Below are 15,389 nucleotides of genomic sequence, written 5' to 3' on the forward strand. Positions count from 1 at the left end.
CGCCGAGGAGGGCGCGGCGGCAGGTCTGCTGACCAGAAGCGGTGCCGACGGCTGGCGCCTGTTGGCCGAGGTCGCGGTGACAGGTCGCGCGGCGCGGCAGCCACGCGAAGCCGCAGCCGCCCTGCCGCCCAATCCGCGGATGGACGTTCCCCTGTCCGCGGATGCACCGCTCCTCGAGATGCCTCTGCAAGGCGGCGCGATGCGCGGCATGGCCTCGGGCCGCTATCAGGGACAGGAAATGGACTTCCGCGCCCTGATGCAGAACGGCCAGTATTGGGCTCTGGCGGGGCAAGTGGGCCTCGGGCCAGATCCATTCGCCCGCTTGTCGCGGGGCAAAACCGCCCGGATCGCCCTGACCAACGAGACGATCTTCCCTCATGCCATGCACCTGCATGGGATGCACTTCCGCCAGATCGGCGCGGACGGGCGGCAAGGCCCCCTACGGGACACGATCCTGCTGATGCCCGACGACCGGGTCGTGATCGCCTTCCTCGCCGACAACCCGGGTAAGTGGCTGCTACACTGTCACATGCTGGGCCATGCGGCCTCTGGCATGACCAACTGGATCGAGGTGGCCTGACGCCGCCATCCACGCGGGGCGGCGACCTGCTTCGCCCCGCGTCCCTTCACAGACCGAACCGCGCGCCGGAACCCGCACTGCCTGCCGGCGGTTGATCCCCTGATCAGGAGACCTGACATGACACATGCCCACACCCGGAGCGACAGCGACGATCTCATCACCCGCGACCCGGTCTGCGGGATGCTCGTCAACCCGGAGGCCGGAAAGCCTTCGGCCGAGCACGACGGTCACCTTTACCACTTCTGCTCCACCGGCTGCCGGGACAAGTTCACCGCCGCACCCCGGGACTACCTGACCGCCACGGATCCCGTCTGCGGGATGGAGGTCGACCGCTCCACCGCCGCCCATATGCTGAAGCACGAGGGGCAGAAGGTCTATTTCTGCTCGTCCCGCTGCCAGTCGAAATTCGAAGCGGAGCCGGTGGCCTATCTGGGCGAGACACCCCACCCCGCGGCGATGCCCAAGGGCACGCAATACACCTGCCCCATGCACCCCGAGGTCGTCCGCGACGCCCCCGGCGATTGCCCAAAATGCGGCATGGCACTGGAACCGATGACCCCCTCGGCCGACAGCGGCCCCAACCCGGAATATGTCGATTTCAAGCGGCGGCTGAAGATCACCGCCCCTCTCGCCGCGCTGGTTTTCCTTCTGGAGATGGGCAGCCATGTCGGCATCCCCTTCGCCGACTGGATGGGCCACACGCTCTTTGGCTGGGTGCAGTTCGCGCTGGCCACGCCCGTGGTCCTGATCTGCTGGCCCTTCTTCAAGCGAGGCTGGGCGTCGGTCACCAACCGCTCGCCCAACATGTGGACCCTGATCGCCCTTGGCACCGGCGCGGCCTACCTCTTTTCCGTGGTCTCGCTACTGGCGCCCGGTCTCTTTCCGCAGGCGATGCGCGACGGCATGGGCATGACCCCGGTCTATTTCGAAGCCGCCGCCGTGATCCTGGTGCTGGTCCTCATCGGCCAGGTCATGGAACTGGCCGCGCGTGAAAGAACCGGCGACGCGATCCGTGCCCTGCTCGACCTTGCCCCCAAGACCGCGCGTCGGGTGAAGGACGGCCTGGAAGACGACGTGCCTTTGGAGCAACTGGCGCAGGGCGACATCCTGCGCGTCCGTCCCGGCGAAAGCGTTCCGGTGGACGGCATCGTGACCGATGGCCGCTCTTCGGTCGACGAAAGCATGATCACGGGCGAGCCGCTTCCCGTCGAGAAGACCGAGGGTGACACGGTGACCGGCGGCACGCTCAACAAGTCCGGCAGTTTCCTGATGCAGGCCGAGACGGTCGGCGCGGACACCACCCTGTCGCGTATCGTCGACATGGTATCCGCGGCGCAGCGCTCGCGCGCACCGATCCAGGGCACGGCGGACCGGGTGGCGGCCTATTTCGTGCCTGCCGTCGTGGCCGTGGCGCTTCTGGCCTTCATCGTCTGGGCGCTGTTCGGCCCTACGCCCGCGCTCTCTTATGCCTTCGTCGCGGCGGTCTCGGTGCTGATCATCGCCTGCCCCTGCGCCCTTGGCCTGGCCACGCCCATGTCGATCATGGTCGCCACCGGGCGCGGCGCCTCTGCCGGCGTGCTGATCCGCGACGCCGAAGCGCTGGAGCGCTTTGCCTCGGTCGACGTGCTGGTGGTGGACAAGACCGGCACCCTGACCGAGGGCAAGCCGACCCTGACCGATGTCGAACCCGAGGGGATGGAGAAGGCTGAATTCCTGACCCTCGTGGCCGCGCTAGAACGTGGATCGGAACACCCCCTGGCCGAGGCAATCGTCGCAGGGGCCCGCTCCGAAGGCGCGGAAGACAAGGAAGCCACCGAGTTCAACGCGGTTACTGGCCAGGGCGTCACCGGCCGCGTCGACGACAGTCACGTGGCCCTTGGCAATGTTGCCTTGATGCAGGCCGAAGGTGTCGCGACCGACGCCCTAACCGAGCGGGTCAAGGCGCTCCAGGCGCAGGGCAAGACCGCGATGTTCGTCGCCGTCGACGGTCGCTCCGCCGGCCTGATCGCTGTCGCCGACCGCATCAAGGACAGTACGCCCGAAGCGATCCGCGCCCTGCATGACGCAGGCCTGCGTATCGTCATGGCGACCGGCGACGCCGAAGCCACCGCCCGGGCCGTCGCCTCCAAGCTTGGCATCGACGAAGTCCATGCCGGCGTCAGCCCCGAGGACAAGCATGCGCTGATAGAGAGGCTGCGCGCCGAGGGTCTTTCGGTCGCCATGGCGGGGGATGGGGTGAACGACGCCCCTGCTCTGGCCGCCGCCGATGTCGGGATCGCCATGGGCACCGGCGCCGACGTGGCAGTGGAAAGCGCCGGCGTCACGCTGGTGAAGGGAGAGCTGACCGGCATCGTCCGCGCCCGCCACCTGGCCCAGGCCACGATGCGCAATATCCGCCAGAACCTGTTCTTCGCCTTCGTCTACAATTCCGCGGGCGTGCCGCTGGCGGCGGGCATCCTCTACCCGTTCCTCGGGATCCTGCTGTCTCCCATCATCGCCGCAGCCGCCATGAGCCTGTCGTCGGTCTCGGTCATCGGCAACGCCCTGAGGCTCAGGGCGACGCGGTTGTGACCCGGAGACGTATCGTATTTCGGCACAGGCAGCCATGCGGTGCTGCTCGAGATGCTCAAAGAGTCAGGATGAAAGGAGGGGGCCCTAGCTCCGCTGTAGCCTACTGCATGGTTACGAAACAGCTCGCCATCCATATGCACTTAAATGATCGAAACCACGCCATTTCCCCCTCAGAAGGTCCACACCAAGTGGGCTTTTTTCTCCAATTAGCCGAGCACGAAAACGGCGGTCCCTTCACCGGTCAGGAGCATTTCGCCCTGATTTTCAGATACCCCCCGGGGAGCTCATCGGCATCAGAGACATCCCAAGAGACACCTGCTTGTTCGGACGCAGCGTTGGAGGCCCATGTTTCCTTGGCAAATCCGGCGACATCCGGGCTACGCTCGACGCCATAGCTGATCGAAAGGGAGCGGACGTCATGAATGCGGCCTTGATCTCGACCGAACGCGTTCGGGCCGGTCCATCTGTTTCGGCAGTCGACGGACGCATAGTCTGGGACCCGGTCAAGTCTCTGTGGTTCAGCTCTCACGCGGTCCTGGGGCTCTTGGCCCTGTTCGCCATGCCATCTGTCCAGGGGCTCGCCGTCTTCCTGCTTCTCTCGGCGGCGACCCTATGCGCGGGGCATTCAGTGGGGATGCACCGATTGCTGATCCACCGCAGCTTCGTTGTCCCACCATGGCTGGAACGGATCCTCGTATGGCTGGGCGTCCTGGTCGGCATGGCCGGGCCTCTTGGCATGGTGCGGGCGCATGACATGCGGGACTGGCACCAGCGCCAGGATGTCTGCCCACCCCATCCATCTCACGGCGCCGGCTTCTGGAGGGATTTCTGGTGGCAGGTTCATTGTGTCTTTAAACTCGATTCTCCGCCGCAATTCGTTTTCGAGAGGGAGATCTCCGAGGATCGCTTCTATCGCTGGCTGGAACGTTGGTGGATGCTACAGCAGATACCCTTGGCGATTGTCCTCTGGCTGATCGGCGGGATCGGCGTTGTGCTCTGGGGGATCAGCCTCAGAATAGCCGTCTCGCTCTTCGGGCACTGGGCGGTAGGGCATTACGCGCATCGAACAGGCCATCAGGGCTGGGTTGTCGACGGACTGCCGGTCCAGGGCTTCAATCTGCCTGGCATCGGCCTGCTGACATTCGGGGAAAACTGGCATGGCAACCATCATGCCTTTCCGCATTCTGCACGGCTGGGGGTCGAGCCCGGCCAGCTCGACCCTGGCTGGTGGTTTATCAGGGTTCTGACCGCACTTGGCCTTGCGAGGGACGTCGCCACCCCTGATAGCCAACAAGCCCGTGAGGGGCTTAGGCGCGTAGACTCGAGATAGTAGTTTTGATGTGCTTCATGAATGGAGCTGCGGACCCAAGTCCATTGATCCAACTACGCCATGTAACCCAGAGCGGCCTTTCATTCCAGTTGCAGCGGATGGCCGGTCCCAGACCTGATATGAGATTCTTGCAAGCCACAGCATGACGCCAGGCGCGGACACGAAGGGCGTAAAGCTGCCGTGCGCGGCAGAGTGGATCAGCGACAGAAACCCGAATACTCCGCTTGAAAGATAGTCACCCTTGCAGTTTCTTCATCGCCTGACTTGTCAGTCGAAGCTGGCCCCTATCAATAAGAAAATTGATAAAAATCCGAACATCATCATCGCCAGAAATCCAGTGGACTTGGTTATTATTCAAGCAGGCGCGCATAGCCATTTTGAAGTGCCGCGGCTGAAAGTCTGACTGATGCCTCTGCAAGTCTGAAATTACATCATGCGTCATGGCGAAGTTAGAGCTTGAATTGAGACGATCGATTAGCTCATCAATCTTCTCCCACACTTCATCGGCCGGGATTAGAGAGCGCTCGACCGCCAGAAACCGTTCTCGAACATCTCCGTTTTCAAAAATCTGAGAAAACTTCTCCACTGCCTCGAGTTCTTTTGACCGCGAACACCCTATGAAGCGAAGGGCCTGAAGGTTCGCTATTGCGAAACTTGATATAAGCTCCATATTCTTCTCAATATAGGCTTCGACAGAGGGCCGATCGCTAAAAACCCCCTCCGACTTATGGAGGAAAAACGCATAGTGCGCAGCAGACCCCTCCTCTAAGGATCCTTCATGACTGCGATCATTTTCGACGCGCAGTTTTTCGATTTCAACATGTGAAATGGGAAGGAACTCATCGATCAATCCATCTTCGCCAATCTTCTGAGAGTAAAACCCCTCGCCATTTTCTCGCGTGAAAATTGGTATCCCAAAGTGCGGGTGTTCCCTTGCCGCCGTTGCGAAGCCATAAAGATTAAACATCCTCCAACCCTCCCTCCAGGCGCAAAAACTCCAAAACTTTTGAATAAATAATAGCTGTATGTTCCGCAGAGGTAAGGCTGAAGCAGTCGTAAGGTAAGGGCGTCGCCTCTAAATCTGTCTCAACAAATTGAACCACTGAAGGGTCTTCAAAGTAATCATAGGGAAGTATGACAGCTTGCACATTGCCTGCCGTTAGAGAGATCTCAGCTTCTGTCTGAATTTCGACACAGAACCTGCGATCATCAATGCCAGACAAAGAAGAATCGCCAGCCAGATCCCTGAGGGCAAGAATTTCGTGATCCATGACACCGAGTGCGTGCTCACTTTGAAACTGGCTCTCTTCCTTCGGCGTTAGTCGAAAATAATCCTTTATCGTCTTAAAGAAGGCCCCGACAATTTTTGACGGATCGTTTAGTCCCGACACCTCAAACTCACCCATATCAAAAGTCTTCAGATAGTCAGGATGCCTACCCGCGCTGAATGCGCCGCTATCGAATGGATATATCCTCTTAATTGACTGAAGCGAATTTATTTTTATCAGAAAACATATTGGCATCAGCCAGTTCTTCTGAGTGGTTCCGCTGACTTTATAAGAAGGCTTTCCGTAGAATAAGTATGTTAACTTCTCGCCAGCAAAGACGGGGCAATCTGTCGGAGATAGAGACTTGGAAGCCATTATGGCTCTAAGGGACTGCGCCGGTGTGGTGTGAACCAATGGAAGGTCAGAACTTGCGTGCACGCTATTCTTTTTTAGAAATTCACTAAGTCTGCTCATCGGCCCCGCGCAATATCAAGCTAATCATCCATGTGTCAAGCCGTGGGTCTTCCAAGCTCCGGCGCGCCCAAGGTTAGTCGGATATATTGTTGAACGCAATACATTTGGGAGCATTCCGAGGAATGCCGAGCATTAGATCTCTCCATGTTCCAACGCCGTTTCCAACCCGCCCCCTTACACCGCCGTCAGTTGGATCGAGATTCTCGGAGGTCAGCCCAAGCCCTGTGCGTCCACTGTTGCGCGAACCGGAATTCTGAATACCCTGTGCCGATATTGCAAGGCATGCTACGGAAGCTATTCTTAAGATTAAGTAAATGGCGGGTTCTACAAGCTGCGTCGCAGCATAGAAATGCTACACGCAAAGGCAACTATGGGCCATAGTTGCCACCTCCCTGCCGCCCAGGTTGCTGCGGGCAGGTCGCTTCTTAGCGGGCCCCGATGTCGAAAATGTCGAGATTAATCACCCCTTTTCTTGTCCTTATTTAGCCAACGATCGACTCTAGCACCTCGATTGTCGAATGGTCAGGCGTACCGCTAAAGCTTTTCACTCTTTCTAGTGCGCGTCGGGCGGCTTCCCGTGTCTCTTGCAGCCTCCTATCACTAACATCAGGGCTATCCAGAATGTTTTGGAGGGCTAAAGCCGCGTGATAAAATATGAATGGTGGGTCAGACCTGAACCTACCTTCAAGCCAGTCAACATCAGCAGACGCTGGTACCATTTGCATCATTGCTACCGCGGCTAGACGGCTACCTTGGGAGCCTGACCCCTTATACGCATCTAAAAATTCTATGAGACTAAGGGAGAGCGAGCGCATCTGAACCAGGATACGCGTCATTGCACGGGTACGAATGGCGCCGGAAGGCAAAGTGCGTCGAAGATGGTCAAACTCCAAACACAGTCTGTCTAGTTCGTTCAAAAGCGGCTGCGAGCCTATATCGCTTTTCTCAAACGCGATCCGAGCGGCAACTTCTTTCTGATTTGGTGTAACTTTACCAGCCTTATCTTCCTTTTCGGCAGCGACTAAGCGCTCAAGCTCAACTTTCATGCCCGCGACCGAAGCCGTCTTCACACGATCAAGCATAGACGGAATACGTTCAATGGCGGATCGTAACGCTTTCCTAAACAGAAAAGCAGTTAGGAATAGCGCTAAAGGCCATGCAACTGCGCTTAGCACCGCAGCAACTGCCGTTAAAAGTTTGGCCCAGCTATCCATCGTCACCTCGACGCTAGTATCAATCATCAAGCTGGATGAACCTTATCTCTAGGACACTCTGCCGGCCAGTGAATACCATGCTTACCCTGGGCCGTCCCACGTGCGAACAACGTTAAAGCGCATTATTTGTGACCCACCGTCGCATCGGGCGAAATAGTTTGCCACGCTAGGCGCAGAAGTCAACTATGGCTTAGGACCGGTCACGCGCGTTGCTCGGTTCGAAGGTCCGCTTAGGGCCGAAAGTGCCCGGGGGAGCGGCCGTAGGCAGGTCGCGAGGAGTGTCCGCTCCCTGCGCACAGCGGCCACTCGCACCAGGCGCGGCGAATGACCGGTCACAGCCCGAAGTAGACGTCTAACAGGTGGTCTCACTCACTTTGGACGACTGACAACTCAGCGAGCCAGCGCACGAAACCGTAGCCCTGCGAAACCATAAGGATGGTGATTGCCTCAGTCGGTTGCATTGTCTCGGCTACACCAGGAGCGTGACGGTAGACGTGGCACGCAGCGGCCCAATCCTCGAAAGAGTCTAGCATTTTGTTGACGGCGACATTTGATTTTCCGTCTTGTGGTATCCCCTGCAAAGCTACGGGGGCAAGTGCTTTTCGGACATGTCCATTGGTGATGTTCTGCTTACCTGTGATGCGCTTGAACAGATTTTCAGCCGCGTCATATACAGCTCGTATCGCCGTACGCCCATCAAGTGGTTTGGCAAGCAGCGCAGTTTCCGACAGCGCTATAAAATCTGATTCGTGCCGAAACCTTTCACCGCTCAGCATGCGGACAATTGAGCTGCGCGAACGATCGAACTCTTCATCAAACGCCGGATGAAAACCCATTTCCTCATCGACAGAGAATCCGATCGCTTCTTCCGCGAAAATTCTCGTGATGTTGTTTCTGAAGATGGTGCGGCGCCTATCGTCGCCGACGGCTCGCCAGAGCATGGTCAAGACGTTCAGTAGATCACTGACCGACAGTTCTTGTCTGACAAGGCGTTCCCAAGGGATATATGGAGAAACATAAGCGGATGAGCGGACGATTTCTATACCGAGTTCTCCTTCGACGGCAGCACCGAAATCGTTATTTCGTCTATGGCTGGGGATATGCTGCTCAATAGCGCGCAAGACCCTCATCCGCATCCGAGCACCGTCGCGCACGGTCTCAGTGGGCTGTAAATAGACGCGCGAGTAAAGCTTTCCTATTGGTACATTTTCTTCCGACATGCACTGAGTGTGGCTCTCTGTTGAACGCTTTGCAACACCGCTGCGTATCGGCTCTGATGCCGATAGTAGTACATACTTACAAAGTGCGCTTCCTGCGCATAGCGATCGTGCGACCAGCCTATCAGCAACGCCTGCTTTATCAACGCTTGCGTTTCCGCCTGTCAATTCTAGGTTGAGCAGCAACCGAACACAGAGGCCCGCGAATGTCCCAACTCCCCGATCTGGATCTCAATGCCCTTTCCCTGGACGATCTGAAGCAGCTCCAGAAGGACCTCGCCAAGGCCATCAAGGGGTATGACGAACGTCGCAAGGCTGAAGCCCGCGCGGCCCTTGAGGCCAAGGCCGGAGAGCTTGGCTATTCTCTGACCGACCTCGTCGCGCCGGGCAGCAGCAAGAAGCCGAGACTGCCGGCGAAGTACCGCAACCCCGAGGACCCGACCCAGACCTGGAGCGGTCGCGGACGCCGGCCACAATGGGTCAGCGATGCACTTGATGCCGGAAAGAACCTGGAAGATCTCGCGATCTGACTTTTCCAAAGCCGTTACAGGACACGCCAAAGGCCGGAGCATCAGCCCCGGCCTTTCTCTTTGCCCTACCTTGGCCCCTCAGGCCACCCGCGCCGCCTTGCCCTGCCATGGTTTCATCGGCGGCAGGGCCTCGGTCACCTGGTGCGCGGTCAGCCCGCCGTAGATGCGGAAATGATCGCGCAGGGTCATCAGCGCATCCCACCACAGCAGGTAGTCCCGCCTCGCCCGCGCCTGGTCGCGCGGGTGGTTGTCGATGGTGATCGGGCAGCAGCGGAGGTCTACCTCTCGCACCTTGCCGCGGCTGGTGTAGCGGGCCTTGCCGCAGGTTTCCGTCACGGCGAACATCCCGTGCCGGGTCTGCTTCCAGTCGACTGGGCGCACCTGCGGAGCGAGGTCTGAGCCCCAGCCTAGGGTCTCGCCGGCGCGGGAGAACTCTGCGATGACGAGCGCCATGCGGCGACCGCCCACGCTCTCGGGCAGCTGTGCGAGGGCGTCGGCCACCGCATCGGCGTCGGGGTGCGGCTCGGAGGTACCGCCGCCCTGGACACGGCAGCCGAGCTCGGCCTGGCGCATCAGGATGTGCTCCATGCCGTAGCCCTTCAGCGCACCTTGCGGACGCTCGCTGGCGCCCTGGTCGAAGTCGATGCGGATCTTCTCCTTCTGGAAGGCCCAGTCGAGCAGCTGCAGGATGCTGACCTCGCGCGGGGATGCACTGCTGAGACCGCGGGGGCGGTGACGGATCGCCATGGTCATGCTGCCTCTCCCTGCGCCTGCCCTCGGCGTACCAGCTCGCGCGCGGCGGCCTCGTGGGTCTCGTAGGCGTGCAGCCACTCGCGGTCCGCCGCATCGACAGGCAGGCGCAGGCCGAGACGCTCGCGCAGCCGGGCCACCTTCGACTGCGCTGCCCCTGCCCGATCGGCCACGATGCGGCGCTCATGCGGGTTCAGCGGCGGGCGGTGCTTGGAGAGCCACCAGCGGTATTCCTCGACCAGGCGCCCCTCGGCGAGCGCGGCGCGGCCGGCGGCACTGCCGAACCAGCTGGCGAGCCCCGGCATCTCCTCCAGCGGGCGGGGCTGGGCGATCTGCGCCAGGGCGACGAAGGCCGCATGGCTGGGCCAGAAGTCCCGCGCCCGGCCCTCGCCCTTCGAGCGCATCGCCTCGAAGAGCCGCCGCAGGTTCTCGTCGTTCATGTAGGCCAACTCGTCCGCCAGCCGGTCGAGGCGCCTACGACCTTCGTCGCTCTCCACCGCCTTCGGGAAGCGGAAGCCGATCCCCTCCAGCGGGTGCAGCAGCAGCCTGCGCACCCGGTCCCGTTTCGTCTCGTGATCCTGATCCTGCTCGATCCGCATCTTCTTGCCCTTTCTCAGCCCAGTCCGATTGCCTGCAATTCGTCCCGCCCCAGGACCTCCTCGGCGACGAGGCAGTCCCGCACCCGTCCCGGGATCCGCGCGGCGTTGACCGATCCGCCCCGGCGCAGATGCGCGGCCACCTCCCGGGCATCCGCCCTCTCGTCGTCGGTGAAGAACTGCGCCGGCCTCGCGCGCCCGGGCGCACCCGCCTCCGCGCGCAAGGTTCCTTTCAGGTTCTTTTCAGGTTCGTGTCCGACCGTCCGGACACGGGATTGCCCATTTTCCGGACACGGGATCGGCTGTTTTCCGGACACGGCTCGGCCCGTTCCCGTGTCCGATTTCCGGACACGGCTTTCCCCTGTTTCCCGTGTCCGGATTTCGGACACGGCTCCCCTGCCCGACCGCGCATCCCGTGTCCGGTTTCCGGACACGGCTTCTGCAGCCTCTCCCCCTGTCCGGATTTCGGACACGGCTTTCCCGGCGCCCTCCTGATCCCCTGTCCGGATTTCGGACACGGGCTTTTCCCCCTGCACCGCGTCCATGTCGCAGCCCAGGACGTAGTGGCTGGAGAGCTGCTTGCGGGTACGCTTGTCCGAGCGCTGGACGCGCCGGATTAACCCGCGTTCCTCCAGCAGGTTCAGGTGCACGTTCACCGTCGAGCGGCTCATGCAGCACTCCTCCGCCAGCGTCTTCTGCGAGGGGTCGCAGCGTCGGGAATGGGCGTTGTGGCAGTCCGCCAGGCAGACCAGCACCAGCTTGGTCGCAGGCTTCAGCCCCCGCTGCGCGAAGGCCCAGTTCATCGCTGGAATGCTCATGGCCGCCTCCTGTGCGCAGGCAAAACGTCTCCGTGCCCGGAACCGAGGGTTCCGGGGCCGTGGTGGTCTCTTATGTCCTGTCCTCCAGGTCGTCTGCCCGTTGGCCGGGCCTTATGGTGATCTCAGCGGCGCCCGCTCATGCCGCCGTCTTCCGCTTGGCAGCCGGGATATCGAGCCCCAGCCGGTCGCGACGCAGGCGCACGGCGTCCTTGTGGCAGCCCGCCAGCCGGGCGATCTCGCTCAGCCCGCGCTCACCATCGACCAGCGCCAGGATCTTCCGGGTGATCGCCTCGTCATTGCCCGAAACGGTCTTGCCCCGCCGGGGCCGAGGCGCAGGCGAGGGCTTCGGCGCCGAGATCTCCAGGCCATCCTCGCGGGCGACCCGCTGGATGCGCTCGCGCGCCGTGTGGCGCAGCAGGGCGATCTCGCTGATGCTCAAGCCGTCGCGGATGTCCTGCGCGATCTCGCGGTCCTTCAGCCGGTCCGCCGGGCTGCGCACAGGGCCGCGCTTCATCGACCGCAGCCCGCCCCGGAAGGCCTCGTTGCGGGTGATGAGCGTCTGTGTCGTCGGGTCCCAGATATAGTCCCGGTCCAGCCCGCTGACCCCGGGCGGCACCCGGCGCTGCTCTTCGGGGATCCGCTCCAGCGCCTCGTCGATCAGGCGACGCTCAAGCTCGGTCAGGATGTCCATGTGGCGGCCTCCAGGGAAAAGGCGGCGCGCGCCACTACGGACGCGCGCCCAGACGGGGACAGACAGCATGGGACCGCCAGCCCCCGGGCCGCCGCGCGGTCCCGCGGTGCGGCAATTATCGGCCCGGGGTGTTTCGAAGCGCGGGGAGCCGGGAGGATGGCTCCCCGCGCGGTGGAGCGCCCTGCCCTGCCCGATGGCCGGCGCTCGGCACGGTCCGGCGCCTGTGCCGGGGTCCGTGAGTGGTTCAAGCTCGACGCGGGGCGCGCGCCGCCCACATGAGCGCCCTCCCCGCGTCGAAGACCCGCCCGTCGGCGGGAGGGTGATGTCAGAGGGCTCATGCCGCGGCCTCTGTCTCGAGCCGGGCCAGCAGCTGCTGCGAGGCCGAGATGGACTCGCGCAGCTCCTTCATCACCGCCTCCGGATCGCCCGCGCAGAGCAACCCGACAGCGGCATTCGAGACGTCGCCGTTCTCGGCCACCACGCGCAGCACGAGGTCATGGACCTCCTGCCGCACCTGGCGCGCGGCCCGGCGGTCGGCCAGCATCGAGGTGATCGGGAAGCGCTCCAGCGCATCCTCCAGGCCGCAGAAATGCGCGATCGACACCGGCAGGCCGCCGTTGACCTCGCGCGAGATCGTGCCCTTCGAGCAGTCCAGCAACGCGGCGGCCGCATCCACGCCGCCGAAGTCCCGCACCAGCTGCTTGAACAGCGCCCGCACCGCCGGGCCCTGGTAGACCGCAACATCACCGCTCATCGCGAAACCCCGTTTTCTGGAAGATGGACAACAGCCCCGGCATAAGCAGAGCATGGAAGGCATGGTCGGGCTGCGGAGAGAGGAAGGCAGATGAACGCATCACGCGGCGTCCCTCTCATGCGTGTGGGGTGGGGCCGCACGCAACGACACGAAACCAAACAAGGCCGGATCGGGCGCTACACTTCCCCGCTCCACAGCGAGAGCCCGAAAAGCAAAGTAGAACTTTGCTGGCAGCACATTGGCCATCATGTGACTGTGCATGGTGGTCGAGGCCATACCGACGCGCAGCGCAACGTGGCGATAGCCCCCCAAAGTCTCCAGCATGTCACGAACACTCTCAGTCATAGCCAAGCTGAATAATCCGATATTATCGGATTTGCAACCACTTCAATCCGAGATCTTCGGCTTAGAGCGATTACAGGGTATGACTGAACCCATGAAGCCGAGCAGCCAAGCCCACGATCCCGACGCACGAGAGCAACTCGCCCGCACTGGAGACACCTCCAATGAAGCGATTTCGCTTCGCCTCAAAGCGGCGGAGCGCGTAACCGGTTTGGCTCAGAAAGAAATAGCTGCACACCTTGGCCTCTCCCCGACGACCCTGAACTCTCAGGTCCGCTCGGGAAGACCCTCAATCAAGCTAATGCGCTATTTCTATAGGTCATTTAGGGTGGATTTTAACTTCATTCTGCACGGGGATCTGCCTCAACTTCCGTCGGACGTGCAGGTTGAACTGCTAGCCGCTCTCGGCGATCTCGCGCGGTCCTGAAGTCACCCACCCAGTTAATATTAAGCCCCAGGCACCGCATGACGCGGAGAATCGCTAGCTTCAAGTTACTTCCTCCCCGCGCCAGATGTTCACGCTTTGATCCCTTAAGTCAACGTGACCGGCCAGTCAAATGTCGGCACGCACATCCGACATTATCGGATTTTTAGTTTGCCTATCCGATTTATTCGGATTACGAAAGCCCCCATCACAACCGATGGAGGCCCTTATGCTGACCCCTTCCGAAAGCGCCCGCCTGCGGTCCGACTGGGCCGCGTTGAAGGCCGAGCGCGGCACGCCGATCACCTCTGACCGGCTGGCGCGCCTGGCGCCGAACCACCTGACCGGACCGGCCACGGCCTCTGCCCAGATGGCCGAGATCCACGACATCACCGAGCGCTGCCGTGGCAAGGTCCGCGCCCTGATCGCCCGCCGGGCCAATCCCGAGGGCGTGGCATGAGCCGGCCCGGGGACTTCGTGCCGCTGGCGGGCGCCCGCGAGATCGCGGCCACCCTGCCCGCCAGCGCCTTCGCCGACACCGCCCTGGCGGAGGCCGTCACCCTTGAGCGCGCCCTGTCGCTGCTGCTCTCGCACCGCGCGCTGCAGAAGGAAGCCGACCGGCTTCGCTCTGTCCTGGCCGAGCTCTGCGCGATCCCGCAGGACGGGCCCGAGCTCGACCTGGCCCTCGCGCCCGAGGTCGCGCCGGAGGAAGCCCTGAGACTCCTGGCCGCCGGCATGACCCGCGCAGCCAAGCAGGAGACCGGATCCATCCATCCGCAGGATATGGCGGACCTGACCCGCCTGCTCTGTGGCGGCCGGACCAAGGGCGTGCTGCACGTGGTCGGCACCGACGGCACCAGCGAGGCGACCGAGGTCACCATGATGCTGATCGACGCCGAGCTTGATCCCGTCCGCATCACCTTCGACGCCGACGGCGATGCGACGATCCACGCCGACGGCGCGCGCTACGTCTGCCTGTCCCCCGACCAGCTGGAGCTGATCGCCGCGCGGTCGCAAGAAGCTGTTGCGATCTGGGAAGAGATCTCGGCCCGAGAAGACGCCCTGCTCGAGGAGGACGGCGCATGAGCCTGCCTCTCTTCGCCCTCGCCCTCATCTCCTGGTCGCTGACAACGGCGGCCCTCGTGCTGCTGGCCGGGGCCACGACATGACCCGCCGCCGCGCCCTGATCGAGCCCGAGACCATGCGCTTCTATCGCGCCGCCGGGGCCACCGGCTGGGCAACCTACGACAGCGAGACCGGCGCCACCCGCGCCGCAACGCCCGAGGAAGCCGCCCGCGCCGAAGAGCTGGCGCGTCCCGTCCCCGCCCCCGAGGAGCCCGTCGCATGATCGACCATCTGTCAGAGCGCCATCAGGCAACGCAGCGCCACCGGCGCCCGCTCGGCGAGCTTGCCGCCGCCGGGCTCTTCTGGATCGCCGCGGCAGCCGCCGCGATCTCCTTCGCCCTCTACCTCACCTCGGACAGGGCCCGGCAGCATGTCGCACCCGAGGTCTTCCTCGGAGAGCGCCCATGACCGCCCTGCTCATCGACCGCGAGACCATCCGGGACCTGCTGGCGCGCCTTGAGGGGCTGACCGGTGACGCCCGCCGCGAGGTGATCTTCACCGCCGCCATCGAGAGCGGCGGGATCTTCCACGGCCCCGTCGCCGGCAATGCCGCGCTGCACCTCCACCGCATCCCCGTCGTCGGCGCCACCGAGGACCAGGCGATCGACGCCTGGATCCGCAAGGCGCGCGACGTGATCGCCGAAGACCTCCCCGCCGAGCTCTGAGCCTGCCGCCTCTCTTTCACATCGCCTTCAGCTTTCCCGG

18 protein-coding genes are annotated in these 15,389 nt (G+C 62.5%); 9 read left to right on the forward strand and 9 right to left on the reverse strand.

All coding sequences use genetic code 11. The annotated features are described in order from the left end of the window. From OS124_RS0113945 to OS124_RS0113955, 3 genes are all read left to right on the forward strand, one after another. Positions 1–580: multicopper oxidase domain-containing protein (locus OS124_RS0113945; protein ID WP_010140336.1), on the forward strand; the 580-nt coding region annotated here is incomplete at its 5' end. A gap of 117 nt (positions 581–697) precedes the next feature. Further along, entirely contained in the window at positions 698–3,151 is a 2,454-nt protein-coding gene (locus OS124_RS0113950) for a heavy metal translocating P-type ATPase (protein ID WP_010140337.1), read from the forward strand. A 418-nt stretch (positions 3,152–3,569) separates the two neighbouring features. Further along, positions 3,570–4,481, forward strand: coding sequence for an acyl-CoA desaturase (locus OS124_RS0113955; protein WP_010140338.1), 912 nt, complete (start codon positions 3,570–3,572; stop codon positions 4,479–4,481). Positions 4,482–4,716: 235 nt separating this feature from the next. On the opposite strand, the gene OS124_RS0113960 is transcribed toward OS124_RS0113955, so the two are convergent. The 4 genes from OS124_RS0113960 to OS124_RS27040 all read right to left on the reverse strand — a co-directional run bounded on the left by OS124_RS0113960 (position 4,717) and on the right by OS124_RS27040 (position 8,657). Continuing rightward, entirely contained in the window at positions 4,717–5,448 is a 732-nt protein-coding gene (locus OS124_RS0113960) for a hypothetical protein (RefSeq protein WP_010140339.1), read from the reverse strand. After that, complete coding sequence (locus OS124_RS27030) at positions 5,441–6,124, reverse strand: hypothetical protein (protein ID WP_138919541.1); 684 nt, start codon at positions 6,122–6,124, stop codon at positions 5,441–5,443. Before OS124_RS27030 ends, OS124_RS0113960 begins: the two co-directional genes overlap by 8 nt. 581 nt (positions 6,125–6,705) lie before the next feature. Then, entirely contained in the window at positions 6,706–7,437 is a 732-nt protein-coding gene (locus OS124_RS27035) for a hypothetical protein (protein WP_138919542.1), read from the reverse strand. Between the two features lie 365 nt (positions 7,438–7,802). Beyond that, positions 7,803–8,657 (reverse strand): hypothetical protein, encoded by an 855-nt coding sequence (locus OS124_RS27040; RefSeq protein WP_138919543.1) that lies wholly within the window; start codon positions 8,655–8,657, stop codon positions 7,803–7,805. 203 nt (positions 8,658–8,860) lie between these two features. Between OS124_RS27040 and OS124_RS0113975 the strand changes: the two genes are divergently transcribed. After that, positions 8,861–9,184, forward strand: a complete 324-nt coding sequence (locus OS124_RS0113975; protein WP_010140340.1) for an H-NS histone family protein — start codon at positions 8,861–8,863, stop codon at positions 9,182–9,184. 78 nt (positions 9,185–9,262) lie between these two features. Here the strand turns inward: OS124_RS0113975 and OS124_RS0113980 are convergent, their stop codons facing one another. The 5 genes from OS124_RS0113980 to OS124_RS0114000 all read right to left on the reverse strand — a co-directional run bounded on the left by OS124_RS0113980 (position 9,263) and on the right by OS124_RS0114000 (position 12,793). Then, positions 9,263–9,937, reverse strand: a complete 675-nt coding sequence (locus OS124_RS0113980) for a hypothetical protein (RefSeq protein ID WP_010140341.1) — start codon at positions 9,935–9,937, stop codon at positions 9,263–9,265. Then, positions 9,934–10,533, reverse strand: a complete 600-nt coding sequence (locus OS124_RS26130; RefSeq protein ID WP_010140342.1) for a hypothetical protein — start codon at positions 10,531–10,533, stop codon at positions 9,934–9,936. The genes OS124_RS0113980 and OS124_RS26130 overlap by 4 nt, the downstream gene beginning before the upstream one ends. Before the next feature lie 14 nt (positions 10,534–10,547). Continuing rightward, on the reverse strand, positions 10,548–11,348 hold the full coding sequence (locus OS124_RS26135; RefSeq protein ID WP_010140343.1) for a helix-turn-helix domain-containing protein: 801 nt from the start codon (positions 11,346–11,348) through the stop codon (positions 10,548–10,550). A 136-nt stretch (positions 11,349–11,484) separates the two neighbouring features. Continuing rightward, positions 11,485–12,039, reverse strand: a complete 555-nt coding sequence (locus OS124_RS0113995) for a hypothetical protein (protein WP_010140345.1) — start codon at positions 12,037–12,039, stop codon at positions 11,485–11,487. 334 nt (positions 12,040–12,373) lie between these two features. Then, entirely contained in the window at positions 12,374–12,793 is a 420-nt protein-coding gene (locus OS124_RS0114000) for a hypothetical protein (RefSeq protein WP_010140346.1), read from the reverse strand. 995 nt (positions 12,794–13,788) lie between these two features. On the opposite strand from OS124_RS0114000, the gene OS124_RS0114015 reads away from it, so the two are divergent. The 5 genes from OS124_RS0114015 (at position 13,789) to OS124_RS0114040 (ending at position 15,349) form a co-directional block, all read left to right on the forward strand. Beyond that, a complete protein-coding gene (locus OS124_RS0114015) occupies positions 13,789–14,019 on the forward strand; it encodes a hypothetical protein (RefSeq protein WP_138919544.1) in 231 nt (76 codons plus the stop codon). After that, entirely contained in the window at positions 14,016–14,645 is a 630-nt protein-coding gene (locus OS124_RS0114020; RefSeq protein WP_010140349.1) for a hypothetical protein, read from the forward strand. The genes OS124_RS0114015 and OS124_RS0114020 overlap by 4 nt, the downstream gene beginning before the upstream one ends. A 79-nt stretch (positions 14,646–14,724) precedes the next feature. Then, positions 14,725–14,907: a hypothetical protein gene (locus OS124_RS0114030; RefSeq protein ID WP_010140350.1), complete on the forward strand. Its 183-nt coding sequence runs from the start codon at positions 14,725–14,727 to the stop codon at positions 14,905–14,907. Further along, positions 14,904–15,092: a hypothetical protein gene (locus OS124_RS0114035; protein WP_010140351.1), complete on the forward strand. Its 189-nt coding sequence runs from the start codon at positions 14,904–14,906 to the stop codon at positions 15,090–15,092. The genes OS124_RS0114030 and OS124_RS0114035 overlap by 4 nt, the downstream gene beginning before the upstream one ends. After that, a complete protein-coding gene (locus OS124_RS0114040; RefSeq protein WP_010140352.1) occupies positions 15,089–15,349 on the forward strand; it encodes a hypothetical protein in 261 nt (86 codons plus the stop codon). The genes OS124_RS0114035 and OS124_RS0114040 overlap by 4 nt, the downstream gene beginning before the upstream one ends. Positions 15,350–15,389 lie beyond the last annotated feature (40 nt).

The sequence above is a fragment of the Oceanicola sp. S124 genome (genome assembly GCF_000220565.1).
Taxonomy (GTDB): Bacteria; Pseudomonadota; Alphaproteobacteria; order Rhodobacterales; family Rhodobacteraceae; genus Pseudooceanicola.

Excerpts from the sequence above, each read along its gene's own strand:
- OS124_RS27030 (WP_138919541.1), bottom strand. The coding sequence starts at position 6,124 with ATGGCTTCCAAGTCTCTATCTCCGACAGATTGCCCCGTCTTTGCTGGC.
- OS124_RS0113980 (WP_010140341.1), bottom strand. The coding sequence starts at position 9,937 with ATGACCATGGCGATCCGTCACCGCCCCCGCGGTCTCAGCAGTGCATCC.
- OS124_RS0113955 (WP_010140338.1), top strand. The coding sequence starts at position 3,570 with ATGAATGCGGCCTTGATCTCGACCGAACGCGTTCGGGCCGGTCCATCT.
- OS124_RS27035 (WP_138919542.1), bottom strand. The coding sequence starts at position 7,437 with ATGGATAGCTGGGCCAAACTTTTAACGGCAGTTGCTGCGGTGCTAAGC.
- OS124_RS0113950 (WP_010140337.1), top strand. The coding sequence starts at position 698 with ATGACACATGCCCACACCCGGAGCGACAGCGACGATCTCATCACCCGC.
- OS124_RS0114000 (WP_010140346.1), bottom strand. The coding sequence starts at position 12,793 with ATGAGCGGTGATGTTGCGGTCTACCAGGGCCCGGCGGTGCGGGCGCTG.
- OS124_RS26130 (WP_010140342.1), bottom strand. The coding sequence starts at position 10,533 with ATGCGGATCGAGCAGGATCAGGATCACGAGACGAAACGGGACCGGGTG.
- OS124_RS27040 (WP_138919543.1), bottom strand. The coding sequence starts at position 8,657 with ATGTCGGAAGAAAATGTACCAATAGGAAAGCTTTACTCGCGCGTCTAT.
- OS124_RS0114030 (WP_010140350.1), top strand. The coding sequence starts at position 14,725 with ATGACCCGCCGCCGCGCCCTGATCGAGCCCGAGACCATGCGCTTCTAT.
- OS124_RS0114040 (WP_010140352.1), top strand. The coding sequence starts at position 15,089 with ATGACCGCCCTGCTCATCGACCGCGAGACCATCCGGGACCTGCTGGCG.
- OS124_RS26135 (WP_010140343.1), bottom strand. The coding sequence starts at position 11,348 with ATGAGCATTCCAGCGATGAACTGGGCCTTCGCGCAGCGGGGGCTGAAG.
- OS124_RS0114015 (WP_138919544.1), top strand. The coding sequence starts at position 13,789 with ATGCTGACCCCTTCCGAAAGCGCCCGCCTGCGGTCCGACTGGGCCGCG.
- OS124_RS0113995 (WP_010140345.1), bottom strand. The coding sequence starts at position 12,039 with ATGGACATCCTGACCGAGCTTGAGCGTCGCCTGATCGACGAGGCGCTG.
- OS124_RS0113975 (WP_010140340.1), top strand. The coding sequence starts at position 8,861 with ATGTCCCAACTCCCCGATCTGGATCTCAATGCCCTTTCCCTGGACGAT.
- OS124_RS0113960 (WP_010140339.1), bottom strand. The coding sequence starts at position 5,448 with ATGTTTAATCTTTATGGCTTCGCAACGGCGGCAAGGGAACACCCGCAC.
- OS124_RS0114020 (WP_010140349.1), top strand. The coding sequence starts at position 14,016 with ATGAGCCGGCCCGGGGACTTCGTGCCGCTGGCGGGCGCCCGCGAGATC.
- OS124_RS0114035 (WP_010140351.1), top strand. The coding sequence starts at position 14,904 with ATGATCGACCATCTGTCAGAGCGCCATCAGGCAACGCAGCGCCACCGG.